At 59.4% G+C, this 12,642-nt stretch carries 12 protein-coding genes; 9 read left to right on the top strand and 3 right to left on the bottom strand.

Translation table 11 applies throughout. The features are described 5' to 3' along the window. Window positions 1-14 precede the first annotated feature (14 nt). From ACIQ1A_RS04830 to ACIQ1A_RS04815, 4 genes are all read left to right on the top strand, one after another. Window positions 15-1,670, top strand: coding sequence for a M28 family metallopeptidase (locus ACIQ1A_RS04830; RefSeq protein ID WP_395769939.1), 1,656 nt, complete (start codon window positions 15-17; stop codon window positions 1,668-1,670). 18 nt (window positions 1,671-1,688) lie between these two features. Further along, window positions 1,689-2,390, top strand: coding sequence for a pseudouridine synthase (locus tag ACIQ1A_RS04825; RefSeq protein ID WP_395769938.1), 702 nt, complete (start codon window positions 1,689-1,691; stop codon window positions 2,388-2,390). A 77-nt stretch (window positions 2,391-2,467) separates the two neighbouring features. Further along, window positions 2,468-3,793, top strand: a complete 1,326-nt coding sequence (locus ACIQ1A_RS04820; RefSeq protein WP_395769937.1) for a M48 family metallopeptidase — start codon at window positions 2,468-2,470, stop codon at window positions 3,791-3,793. A 180-nt stretch (window positions 3,794-3,973) separates the two neighbouring features. Next, window positions 3,974-4,468, top strand: a complete 495-nt coding sequence (locus ACIQ1A_RS04815; RefSeq protein WP_395769936.1) for a fasciclin domain-containing protein — start codon at window positions 3,974-3,976, stop codon at window positions 4,466-4,468. Window positions 4,469-4,514: 46 nt separating this feature from the next. On the opposite strand, the gene ACIQ1A_RS04810 is transcribed toward ACIQ1A_RS04815, so the two are convergent. Next, window positions 4,515-4,829, bottom strand: coding sequence for a PQ-loop domain-containing transporter (locus ACIQ1A_RS04810; protein WP_395769935.1), 315 nt, complete (start codon window positions 4,827-4,829; stop codon window positions 4,515-4,517). Between the two features lie 11 nt (window positions 4,830-4,840). Further along, complete coding sequence (locus tag ACIQ1A_RS04805; RefSeq protein WP_395769934.1) at window positions 4,841-5,323, bottom strand: YajQ family cyclic di-GMP-binding protein; 483 nt, start codon at window positions 5,321-5,323, stop codon at window positions 4,841-4,843. Window positions 5,324-5,385: 62 nt separating this feature from the next. Here ACIQ1A_RS04805 and ACIQ1A_RS04800 point away from each other — a divergent pair, with 62 nt between their 5' ends. After that, a complete protein-coding gene (locus tag ACIQ1A_RS04800; protein WP_395769933.1) occupies window positions 5,386-6,276 on the top strand; it encodes a DMT family transporter in 891 nt (296 codons plus the stop codon). Between the two features lie 110 nt (window positions 6,277-6,386). After that, complete coding sequence (locus tag ACIQ1A_RS04795; RefSeq protein WP_395769932.1) at window positions 6,387-6,974, top strand: DUF4136 domain-containing protein; 588 nt, start codon at window positions 6,387-6,389, stop codon at window positions 6,972-6,974. A 45-nt stretch (window positions 6,975-7,019) separates the two neighbouring features. Here ACIQ1A_RS04795 and ACIQ1A_RS04790 read toward each other — a convergent pair whose 3' ends face one another. Further along, a complete protein-coding gene (locus ACIQ1A_RS04790) occupies window positions 7,020-8,498 on the bottom strand; it encodes an ArnT family glycosyltransferase (protein WP_395769931.1) in 1,479 nt (492 codons plus the stop codon). Window positions 8,499-8,635: 137 nt separating this feature from the next. Here ACIQ1A_RS04790 and ACIQ1A_RS04785 point away from each other — a divergent pair, with 137 nt between their 5' ends. The 3 genes from ACIQ1A_RS04785 (at window position 8,636) to lpdA (ending at window position 12,607) form a co-directional block, all read left to right on the top strand. After that, a complete protein-coding gene (locus tag ACIQ1A_RS04785; protein ID WP_395769930.1) occupies window positions 8,636-9,397 on the top strand; it encodes a DUF2884 family protein in 762 nt (253 codons plus the stop codon). 131 nt (window positions 9,398-9,528) lie between these two features. Then, entirely contained in the window at window positions 9,529-10,845 is a 1,317-nt protein-coding gene (gene aceF, locus ACIQ1A_RS04780; protein WP_395769929.1) for a dihydrolipoyllysine-residue acetyltransferase, read from the top strand. Between the two features lie 4 nt (window positions 10,846-10,849). Further along, window positions 10,850-12,607, top strand: a complete 1,758-nt coding sequence (gene lpdA, locus ACIQ1A_RS04775; RefSeq protein ID WP_395769928.1) for a dihydrolipoyl dehydrogenase — start codon at window positions 10,850-10,852, stop codon at window positions 12,605-12,607. The last annotated feature ends 35 nt before the right edge of the window (window positions 12,608-12,642 follow it).

The raw sequence follows: 12,642 nt of genomic DNA, 5'->3' as shown, positions 1-12,642 counted from the left end.
ACTGTGAGGTTTCCATGAAACAGCCCGTAATCCTGATCGCACTTCTCGCTGCCGGTACCGCAAGCGCGGCTGATGGCCCAACGTTTGACGCACAGCGTCTTTCGCAGCATGTGAAGACGCTGTCTTCGGATGCCTTCGAGGGCCGGGGGCCGAATACCGCCGGCGAAGAGAAAACCGTTGCCTATCTCATCGAGCAGTTCAAGGCCGCCGGCCTGAAGCCGGGTGGCGATAACAAGAATGGCAAGCGTTTGTGGACGCAGGCCGTTCCGCTCGGACGCTTCGAAATCAAAGGCCCGGTGCAGGCATCAGTGTCACTCGGTGGCAAAGCCATGCCCTTGCAGCAAGGCAACGAGATCGCCATCCGCGCTGCCATGAACGGGCAAACCTCGGTCGCCATCAAGGATGCACCGCTGGTGTTCGTCGGTTATGGCGTGAGGGCACCTGAGCGTAACTGGGACGATTTCAAAGGTGTCGACCTGAAAGGCAAAATTGCGGTGGTGCTGATCAATGATCCGGATTTCGAAACCGGGCAGGGTGCCTTCGGCGGCAAGGCCATGACTTATTACGGCCGGTGGACCTACAAGTTCGAGGAAATGGCCCGACAGGGCGCGATCGGTACCATGATTGTGCATGAAACCGCGCCGGCCTCCTATGGCTGGCCGACGGTAAAGAATTCCAACACCAATGTCATGTTCGACATCGTCCGCCAGGAGCCGCAGAAGTCGCATGCCCCGCTCGAGTCCTGGATCCAACGCGATACCGCGGTGGCCTGGTTCAAGCAGGCCGGCCTGAACTTCGATACCCTCAAGAAGCAGGCGCAGACCCCGGCCTTCAAGCCGGTCACGCTGAAGGGCGTTACTTTCTCGGCCGATTACGCCGTCAATGCACAGACCATCGTCTCGCAGAACGTGGTGGCCCGCATCGAAGGCAGTAAAAATCCGAAACAAACCGTCATTTACAGCGGACACTGGGACCATCTCGGCGTCGGTGCTCCCGATGCCAAAGGCGACACCATTTACAATGGCGCGGTCGACAACGGCACCGGCATTGCCGGCATGATCGAGTTGGCGCGCGCTTACGGCAAAGCCCCGAAAACCCGCCGCTCCGTGGTGTTCCTGGCGGTGACCGCTGAAGAAAAGGGTCTGCTCGGCTCCGAGTATTACGCCTCTAACCCGGTGTTCCCGCTTGGTAAAACCGTCGCCATGATCAACATGGATGCGCTCAGCCCGGGCGGCAAGGCGCGTAATTTCAGCATCTCCGGCAGCGCCAAGCTGGATCTGCTCGATCGGCTGATAGCCACCGCCGAAAAATGGAATGTGTCGTATACGCCCGATTCGAAACCGGAAGCCGGTTACTTCTTCCGGTCCGATCACTTCCCGATGGCCAAGCGCGGCGTGCCGGCGATTTCCTATGGCAGTGGTGCTGACTTACTGGAAGGTGGCAAAGCCGCTGGTGACAAGGAAAAGGCAGACTACACTGCAGCCCGTTACCACCAGCCGGCCGATGAATGGCAGGCCGGTTGGAGCTTCGAAGGCATGACCCGCGATCTCCAGATCCTGTACACCCTGGGCCGCGATCTGGCCAACTCGAACGATTGGCCGAACTGGTCGGTGGATTCCGAGTTCCGCGGCGCACGCGACCAGAGCGCTTCCGAGCGCAAGGGTGACTGATCTGCGCGGCCGCCGCGCATGAAGTTGGTCAAACTGTTGGCCAACCTCGGTTACGGGTCACGCAAAGACGTGGCCCGGCTGATCCGCAACGGCTGGCTGACCCGGCGTGACGGCAGCACCGTCGGTCTGGATGACGACTTCTTGCATGAAGACCTGCTGGTCGATGATGAACCGATCGATCCGCCGCAAGGGGTTCTGATTCTGTTCAACAAGCCGATTGGTTACACCTGTTCGACCAAGGATCCCGGGCGCGTGGTCTACGATTTATTGCCGGAGCGCTTCCGCTACCGCAATCCGGTATTGAGCACGGTCGGCCGGCTCGATCGCGATACCTCCGGCCTGTTGATGCTGACCGATGATGGCCACCTGCTGCATCGCATCATTTCACCGAAAGCCGAGTTGCCGAAAATCTACGAGGTGGAGTTGGCGGAAGACCTGCGCGGCGACGAGGCCGCGCTGTTCGCCGCCGGCACGCTGCTGCTGGAAAGCGAAACCACGCCCTTGGCGCCTGCGGTGATGGAAACCATCGATACGCGTCAAGCCCGCTTGATCCTCATTGAAGGGCGTTATCACCAGGTGCGGCGCATGTTCGCGGCTACCGGCAATCGTGTGCTCAGTCTGCATCGCAGTCGCACCGGCCGGCTCGATCTGGAAGGGCTCGAACCGGGCCAGTGGCGAATTGTGCCGCGTGACGAGGCCGAGTCGAAATTGTTCACCTGACTGGCATGACTTCCGGCCATTGTCGCCGGCAGCCGGCGGGCCTATGCTTGGCTGATAACCCCACCAAGGAGACCGGCATGCGCCGTCTATTCACCCTCTTCCTGGCCCTGAGCCTATTCAGTGGCATGCTGGTGGCACAGGAAGCCGCACCGGTCGCCGGCGAACGCGAACTGCCGGCCGGTCTGATTGTGCCCGAGGCCGCAAAGCCCGGCCCGAACTTCGACGTCGATAAGGCCACCCAGTCCTACATTGACCTGTTGACCCCGGATCAGCGCGCACAATCCGATGCCTATTTCGAGGGCGGCTACTGGCTGCAGCTGTGGGGCTTTCTCTACGGAGTGCTGGTCTGCACCGTGCTCATCGTGAGTGGATTGTCGGTCAAAATGCGGGACACCGCCAAACGCATCAGCCACCGGCCTTGGTTGTATACCGCCATCTATGGTGCGTTTTGGCTGGTCAGTGCCGAATTGCTGAGCCTTCCGTGGGCGCTGTATGCCGGATACTTCCGCGAGCATGCCTACGGCCTGTCCAATCTGTCGATGGGTGCTTGGTTCGGCGAAGCCGGAAAAGGACTGCTGGTCAGTCTGATCATTATGCCGTGGCTGATTGCCGGCATCTTCGCAGCGGTACGCAAAGCCGGAGAAAGCTGGTGGCTGCGCGCCGGCGTCGCCAGCTTCGCGTTCCTGTTGCTGCTGATCATGGTTTCGCCGGTGTTCATCAACCCGCTGTTCAACGACTACAAACCATTACCCGAAGGCCCGGTCAAATCGGCGATTTTCTCCTTGGCGCGTGCCAATCAGATTCCGACCGACAATGTGATGTATTTCGATGCGTCCAAGCAGACCACCCGGGTCAGCGCCAATGTTTCCGGCTTCGCCGGCACTACCCAGGTCAGCCTCAACGACAATCTGTTGAACAAGACCTCGTTGCCGGAAATCAAGGCGGTCATGGGCCACGAGATGGGCCACTACGTGCTCAACCATGGCGTCCGTAATCTGGCCTATATCAGCATCGTGTTGATGTTCGGCTTCTGGTTCGTGCACAAGTTGATCGATCGCATCATCGCCAGGGTCGGTGTGCGCTACGGCATCACCGAACGCACCGATCCCGCGGTATTGCCGATCGCGGTGGCGGTATTCAGTTTCTATATGCTGTTGGCCACGCCGGTACTCAATACCATCACTCGAACCGCCGAAAGAGAAGCGGATCTTTACGGATTGAATTCGGCGCGTGAACCGCATGGTTTCGCCACCGCCGCCATGCGTCTCAGCACTTACCGGAAAATACAGCCTGGGTTCTGGGAAGAAGTTATTTTCTACACGCATCCCAGTGGCTACAACCGCGTCCGTTCATCGATGCTGTGGTTGCAGGAGAACCAGGACCTGGCCACCGGCCAGCCCTGAGTCCGATTTAATCTGGAATGGAAGGGGAGGGCTTGCCCTCCTTTTCATGCGCGGCATTCACGCCCTGCGCACATTTCCAACACAACACGCTCACGCGAATCTGACGCGCTCTGCACAGCCGAATCGGCATAGTGGCGCTGTGCCAAAGCACACCTCCCATGAACCGCAGAAGGAAATTCCATGAACGTATTCAAGCATGCCCTGTTCGCCCTCGCACTGGCCGGCGTCAGCTCCGCCGCACTGGCGCACAATCATGAAAAGAAAGAAGCCGGCACCATCGTTGCCGTCGCCGCAGGAAACCCGGACTTCTCGACGCTTGTCGCCGCAGTGAAAGCCGCCGGTCTGGTCGACACTTTGAATTCCGCCGGACCATTCACCGTGTTCGCGCCGACCAACGCGGCTTTCGCCAAGCTGCCGGCAGGCACCGTGGAAAGTCTGTTGAAGCCGGAAAACAAAGCCAAGCTGACCGCCATCCTGACCTATCACGTGGTCGCCGGTAAAGTCACCGCCGCCGATGTGGTCAAGCTGAGCAGCGCCGACACCGTGAACGGCAAAGCCGTCAAGATCACGACCGGCCATCACGGCGTCAAGGTCAATGACGCCAGCGTTACCGCCACCGACATCAAAGCCAGCAATGGCGTGATTCACGTGATTGACAGCGTACTGATTCCGTAATGTCTTGCAGAGCAGAAAAGCGGCCTTCGGGCCGCTTTTTTTGGATTCAAATCGAGGGTGGCTCGCTGCGGCTGCGGTAGCGAGCGGTCAGATAAACGGTAATCAGCACAAACAGCAGCCCGGCGGCGGAAGCGAATACCAGTGGCACGCCCTTGCCAGTGTACCGGTAAAGCGCTACCGCATAAAACAGAGAAATCGAGGAAGACACGATCCAGATCGACCAGGAGCGCAAGGACAGGTCCCGGCTGGATTTGGTGTCGATCAGTTTTTTCCATTGCGGCAGATAGGCAATCAGCGAAATGACCGGAACCGCCGATTGCAGGGTGCCGGCAATGATCAATAAATCGTGATTGTCCGCCACGTCCGGTCGGATCAGTCGCGGAAGTTCTCGAACTGCAGTGGCAGTTCGAAATCCTTGGATTTCAGCAGGGCAATGGCTTCCTGCAGGTCATCCCGTTTTTTGCCCATCACCTTCAGCTTGTCGCCGTTGATCTGGGAGTCGACCTTCAGCTTGGCTTCCTTGAGCGCGGCCGCGATTTTCTTCGCGGTCTTCTGCTCGATGCCGGATTTCAGCGTGACTTTCTGCTTGGCCGTGGCCAGGTTCACCTCCGGTTCGCCGATGTCCATGCAGCGGGCATCGATGCCGCGTGCAATCAGGCGCGCCTTCAGGATGTCGAGCATCTGCTGGACCTGGAAATCGCTCGGGGCCTGCAGGGTCACCACGAATTTCTCGAGCATGAACGAAGCGTCCACATTCTTGAAGTCGAAACGGTTCTTCAGCTCGCGGTTGGCGATGTCGATGGCATTGGTCAGTTCGTGGTTGTCCACTTCGGAAACGATGTCGAACGAGGGCATAGATCCTCCGGAAATAATGTGGCTAGTGTGACTCGGCGGCGGAGGATGTGCAATCATGGAGCATGTCCCATGATTCCAAAAACGATAATAAACGCCGGGGCATCCTGATGATGCTGCTGGCTTGCCTGTTCTTCAGTCTGATGGATGCAGTGATGAAGGGGCTGGCCTCCGATTTTTCGCCGATGCAGGTGACGGCCCTGCGGGCCATGAGCTCGCTGCCGTTGATTCTGCTGTATGTGCACTGGCGTGGCGCCTGGGCCTCGCTTTGGCGGGTGCGTTGGCCGTTGCATTTGTTGCGTGTCGGCCTCGGGGTACTGATGCTGACCCTGTTCATCTATGCCATCAAGCGTCTGCCGCTGACCGAAGCCTATGCGATTTTCTACATCTCGCCGTTCGCCATTGCGGCCCTGTCCATTCCGCTTCTGGGTGAAAAAGTCGCGCGGGCCAGCTGGATCGCCATCGGTGTCGGTCTGCTCGGCGTATTGCTGGTGCTGAAACCGACCGGTGAAGGTCTGGTCAGTCTGGCCGGACTGGCCATACTTGCGGCGGCACTGTGCTATGCGGTTTCGGCCATCAGCGTCCGCCTGCTCAGCCGAACCGACAGCGCCGAGAGCATGGTCTGGTGGTCGATGGCGGGGATTGCAGTTGTGGCCGGATTACTGGCCCTGCCGGAGTGGGTGCCATTGCAGCGCCATCATCTCCTGCCACTGGCGGCACTGGCGGTTACCGGCTTTTTCGGCCAGCTCACCATCACCGAGGCGTTCCGCATTGCGCCGGCGGCCACGGTTACCCCATTTGAGTATTCGGCCTTGGCCTGGGCGCTTGGACTGGATGTGTTGGTCTGGCAGGTGGTGCCCGAAGCGCGGGTCTTCATCGGGGCCGCCATCATCGTTGCAAGCGGGGTTTATCTGGCCCGCCATGAAGCCGGTCTTCCGGAATCGGAACGGCCCTGAGCGGGACGGCTGATGGCAATTTCAAGCGCTATCCGATAAAGTAAGGACGCCGGATGAGCCCCGTCCGACCGCACCCGTGCGGAAACTTCCCAGAATTGACCGAGGTGTTTATGAAGTCCCTATTGCTCAAAGCCGTCCTGTTCGGATCCGCCCTGAGTCTGGCCGGTTGCGCCAGCCAGCCCAGCATCAGCAGTCAGTCGCGTCCGAACGTGGATTTCACATCCTACAAAACCTACGGCTGGGTCACCCCGCTTGCGACCGACAAGGCCGGTTACTCGACCATGATCACCGGGCATTTCAAGAATGCGGTAAAGAATGAAATGGCCGCCCGCGGGTATGTTTACGATGCCAACAATCCGGATCTGCAGGTCAATTTCTACTCCAACATCGAAAACCGCAGTGAAACCTACAGCAGCCCGACCATGTCTGTGGGCTATTACGGTTATCGCGGCGGTTTCGGCTACGGCTTGGGCATTCCGGTCTATGGTTCCGATGTCGAGACCCGTAACTATAAAGTCGGTACCGTCAGCGTCGACATCGTCGACACCAAACGCAAGGAGCTGATCTGGGAAGGCGTGCTTGAAGGCACCCTGAGCAAGAAAGCCATGGAAAATCCGGGAGCCGCCATCCAGTATGCGGTAACACAGATCTACACCCGTTATCCGGTAGCTGCGCGCACAGCCGCACCGGCCCAGTAAGGCGTTCCTCTATGCCCATGAAAATCGGCCCGTTCGGGCCGATTTTTATTGTGCTTGCGGAAAGTCCCCGGGCAATACATAGAGCATGCGGTCGCGCGAGCCGGGCTTCTTGCCCTCAATCCATTCACCGCGCTTTTCCGGGGCGATTCCGGCCTGGGCCACTTCGCCCAGAAAGCGCTCTTCGATTTCGCGCTTGAGGATGAACACGCGGCGGTCCGGGGGAAGCGCCAACTCCTCAGCAAGACTGGAGTCGTAGGAGGAATCGGAAATCGGTTTCACGCGCGCGGTAAACGACACCTTTTTGATGTCGGCATCGAAATAAAGATTCAGGCCGTTGCGCGACATGTCTTCAACGAAGATGATCTGTTCCGGTTTGCCCGGAAGCATCGGCCGGATGTCTTGGGCAAAGGCACGGGAGTCCTTGTCATGATCGTCCAAAGCAACCGGTAACAAACCCTTGATGGCCAGAATCGCAGCAAGCCAAGCCGCCATGGCGATGGCGGCACCACGACCGAAGGGCGCGTTTTCCAACCTGCGGCTCAGCAGCAACAAGGCCGGCACGGTCAGGCCCAGCACATACAGCGGCAGTCGCGACTGCGCCAGGCTGAATACCAGTAGCGGTAAGGCGAACCACAGCCAGAGAAAGCGTGTTTGTTCCTGAGGCCGTGTCGGTGCCGGAGATTTTTTGCGGAAAACCGCAAGGGCAATCAGCGCGGGCAAGGTGCCGAGCCATAGCGTCGGCAGGAACTGGGTGAACGGACCGTACCACTCACTGTTCCGGTTATGGGTATCGGTGGCGATGCGGGCGACCACTTCATGGCCGAGAAAATAATCCAGAAGTCCCGGATGGCGGTGGATGACCGTCGCGTACCAGGTGAATCCGATCAAAATGAAGCCGAGCAAGCCAAGCGGACGCAATAGGGCGCGGCCGTCCCGGTGCCAGAGTGCGAACACCACCACGGCGAGCAAAGGCAACAGACCAGGAGGTCCTTTGGTCATGAATGCCAGCGCGAAAGCGCACCACATCGCATCTAGCCATCGGCGATTGCCACCGCCGAAACGGTACTGGGCATAGCAGGTCATTGCCAGAGTGGTCATCGCGGCCAGCACCGTGTCGGTATTCACCCAGCTGGCGGCCAGCAGTATCAGTGGCGATGCCGGAATGAACAATGCCGGCAGCCAGGGCCGTGAAGGCACGAACAGGCGACCCAGACGGTAGCCCAGGAAAACCAGCAGCAGAAACGCCAGGGCCATGGGCAGCCGGACGGCCCACTCGTTGTGACCGAACAGACTGACCGATGCGGCCACCATCCAGTAGGTGAGTGGCGGCTTGGTGAAGTGCAGACTGTCCTGATTGCGGTAAAGGGAGATCCAGTCATCGTGTTGCAGTATCTGCAGCGCGACGTTGGTATAGCGCCCTTCATCGGGCTCCATCAAGCCGCGACTGCCTTGGAAGGACAGCGCCCAGATGCCGGCCAGCAGCATCAAACAGAGCAGGGTATGGTTCCGGATGAATTCGCGCATGGGGTCCACCTTCAGGGTCACTCCATTCTAATGCAAAGCCTGGCCTGATTCATGACGAAAGTCATGCCAACCATCGGCACATGGCAGGCAGCGGTCGCTGCCCTAAACTGGAACCATCTACCTGAGAGAGAGAACTGATGCGCACCTCGCCTCTACTCGTCACCGCAACACTGGCCGCCAGCTTGCTGGTCTGTGCACCGATTTCCGCCGAAAACACCGGCACCGATATCAAGGTCAGTTGCGATGCCTATTCCGACTATCAGGTCAGCATGAGCGGCCAGGCCTTCGTATTCGAAAACAATGACGGACGCAACACCCGAATGGTGCTTGGCGGTGGTCAGTTATACATCAACGGCAAACAGACGGCAGTATCGGCCGCGGACCAAAATCGTCTTGATGGTTTCGAAGCGGAGCTGCGCCTTCTGGTGCCGGAGTCGCGCAAAGTGGTTACCGAAGCCGTCAATATTGCTTTCGACGCCCTCGGCGCGGTTTCGGTTGCGCTTTCCGGTGATGCCGGAAAATCTACGGATTACGACAAGGCCCGTGCCAAAGCCGTGTCTTCGGCCAATGATCCGACCCGCTTGCCGATTTTCAACGACCAATCCATGCGCGGCATCGTCGAGCCGATCGTTTCCGAGTTCGTGCCCGATATCGTCGGCAGCGCGCTGGGTTTCGCGATGAAGGCGATGTTCGCCGGCGAGGAGAAAGCCGCGGCGATGGAATCCCGCATGAATGCCATGGAAAAAGATCTGGACGCCAGCATCGATGCGCGTGCCAAGGCGCTCGAGCCCTTGGCCGATGGCATGTGCAAACGTATTCAGCGCATGGACGCTCTCGACAATGCCTTGGATGTCCGACTGCCCAACGGCAAGCCAATCGACTTTCTCAGCATCAAATAGACCTTTGCAATCGCCGTAATCCCCCTATTTCCTCTCCCTCCCGCTCCGGCGGGATTTTTTTGACCGCCACAGCCATTGGCAAGGGCTCCGGTTCGGGCGACAATAGCTTGGATATTCCATTTGGGTGAGTTATGTCTGAATTGATCGAAGCGCGTGTCCCAGACCTTGGCAGCGATTCCGGGGTGCCGGTCATCGAGTTGCTGGTGAAAGTCGGCGAGACCGTGAAAAAGGACCAAGGCCTGCTGACCCTTGAATCCGATAAAGCCACCATGGAAGTGCCGTCGCCGGTTACCGGCGAAATCATCGAAATCATCGCCAAGCTCGGTGATGAACTCTCGGCCGGCGATCTGGTTGCCCGCATTAAAGTTTCGGCGGCTGCCGCAACACCGGCACCTGCTGCCGTGGCCACTCCGGTAGTTGCGCCCGCGCCCGTATCCGCACCTTCAGCTACGCCGCAAGCCCCGATGCCGGCACCGACGCCCGCAACGACCCCGGCACCAGCCCCATCGGTAGCCATGCATGCGCCTGATAACAGCGAGTTGGTTCCGGGCATAGTGCCTTATGCCAGTCCGGCCGTGCGCGTATTCGCCCGCGAGCTTGGCGTCGATCTGGCGCAGGTCAAGGGCAGTGAACGCGGCGGCCGCATTAGCAAAGAGGATGTGCAGCAATTCGTGAAAGCGACCTTAGCCGGCGGAGTGCCCTCAGCGGGTGGCGGCAGTGGTCTGAATCTGATTCCGTGGCCGCAGGTTGATTTCAGCAAGTTCGGTCCGGTCAGCAGCGAACCGCTGTCGCGCATCAAGAAGCTGTCGGGCGCCAACCTTGCGCGCAACTGGGCGATGATTCCCCACGTCACCCAATTCGATGAAGCCGACATCACCGAGATGGAAGTTTTCCGCAAGAAGCTCGGTGAAGAACACAAAGACGTGAAAGTGACTCCGCTGGTGTTCCTGATCAAGGCCGCCGTGGCAGGGCTGAAGAAATTTCCGAACTTCAATGCCTCGCTCGATGGTGACAATCTGGTGCTCAAGCAGTATTTCCATATCGGCATCGCGGTCGATACACCGGACGGTCTGGTGGTTCCGGTCATCCGTGATTGCGATAAAAAGGGATTGATCGAGCTCTCGCACGAACTGGCCACCATCAGCGTCAAGGCCCGCGAGAAGAAACTCACCGGCGCCGACATGCAGGGTGGCTGCTTCACCATTTCCTCGCTGGGCGGCATTGGCGGCACGGCTTTCACGCCGATCATCAATGCCCCGGAAGTGGCCATCCTCGGTGTTTCCAAGGCGCAGACCAAGCCGGTCTGGAACGGCGCGGAGTTCGCGCCGAAATTGATGCTGCCGCTCTCGCTGTCCTATGACCACCGCGTCATTGATGGTGCAGCCGCTGCCCGTTTCACCGTCTACATGGCTCAGGTCCTCGCCGATCTGCGTCGCCTGCTGGTCTGACGCCATGGCTACCATTGAACTGAAAGTCCCCGATATCGGCGGCAGTGCTGCCGTCATCGAATTCCTGGTGAAGGAGGGCGACACCGTTGCCAGCAATCAGGGCCTGCTCACACTGGAATCCGACAAAGCCACCATGGAAGTCCCGGCCAGTGCCAGCGGTGTGCTGAAACAATGGAAAGTCAAGCTCGGCGATACCCTCAGCGAGGGCGATGTCATTGCCCTGCTCGAAGCGGCGGGTGAGCCCGCCGCAGTGCCTGCGCCAACGGCAACGCCCGCTGCGCCCGCGCCAAAATCCGGGCCAGTACCTGCCACGCCTGCAGCCAAGGCCGCACCGGCGCCGAAAGGCGATGCCGATCACGCCTGTCAGCTGGTGGTCATTGGTTCCGGCCCGGGCGGGTACACGGCCGCCTTCCGCGCCGCGGATCTGGGCATGGACGTGATTCTGGTCGAGCGCTATGCGCAGCTCGGCGGGGTCTGCCTGAATGTCGGGTGCATCCCTTCGAAAGCGCTGCTGCATGCCGCCAATGTCATCGAAGAAGTCAAACACGTGGCCGACATCGGCCTGGACTTCGGCGCTGCAAAAATCGATCTGGATAAGCTGCGCGCGCACAAAGAAAAAACCGTCGGTACGCTCAGCAAGGGCATTGCCGGCATGGCGAAACAGCGCAAGGTGCGAACTGTCATCGGCGTTGCCGAGTTTGCCTCCGCTAACCGACTGTCGATAGCGACCAAAAAAGGCGTTGAAACCATCGATTTCGCGCAATGCATCATTGCCGCCGGTTCGCAGCCGGTGAAACTGCCGGCCTTTCCCTGGGAAGATCCGCGGGTCATGGACTCGACCGATGCGCTGATGCTGGCCGATGTGCCCAAGCGTCTGCTGGTGGTTGGCGGCGGTATCATCGGTCTGGAAATGGCCTGCGTGTATTCCGCGTTGGGCAGCGCCGTCACCGTAGTCGAATTTATGGATCAATTGATGCCGGGTGCCGATCCGGACCTGGTCAAGCCGTTACAGGTTTTGCTGAAAAAGCGCGGCGTAGCAATTCATACGTCCTGCAAAGTCACCCAGGTCACGGCCGGCAAGAAGGCGCTCAGCGCTGAATTCGAGGGCGCATCGGTTCCGGAAAGCAAGGATTACGAGCGCGTGCTGGTGTCGGTCGGGCGCAGCCCGAACGGCGGCAAGCTGAAAGTGGAAAATGCCGGCGTGCAGGTCAGTGAGCGCGGGTTCATTTCGGTCGACAAGCAGATGCGCACCAATGTGCCGCACATCTTTGCCATCGGCGATCTGGTCGGTCAGCCGATGCTGGCGCACAAAGCCACACATGAAGCCAAAGTGGCGGCGGAAGTCGTGGCCGGACACAAACGTGAATGGGTGGCGCGGGTCATCCCATCGGTGGCCTATACCGATCCGGAAATCGCCTGGGTGGGATTGACCGAAATCGAGGCCAAAGCCAAGAGCATCGCCTATGAAGTCGGCAAGTTTCCGTGGGCGGCCTCGGGCCGCGCCATTGGCATTGGCCGTACCGAAGGCTTCACCAAGCTGTTGTTCGATCCGTCCACACACCGCGTCATCGGTGCCGGTATCGTCGGTTCGCATGCCGGCGATCTGATTGCCGAAATCGCGCTGGCCATCGAAATGGGCTGCGAAGCAGCCGACATCGGCCACACCATCCATCCGCATCCGACCTTGAGCGAAACCGTGGCCATGGCGGCGGAAGTGTTCGATGGCAGCATCACCGATCTGTATATTCCGAAGAAGAAATAAGCAGCTACCAATAAAAATGAAAAGGCGCTTCGGCG

The sequence above is a fragment of the Arenimonas sp. genome (assembly GCF_044353605.1).
GTDB lineage: Bacteria > Pseudomonadota > Gammaproteobacteria > Xanthomonadales > Xanthomonadaceae > Arenimonas.
Note: the sequence above shows the minus strand (reverse complement) of the source record. Positions and strands in the feature narration are given on the sequence as shown.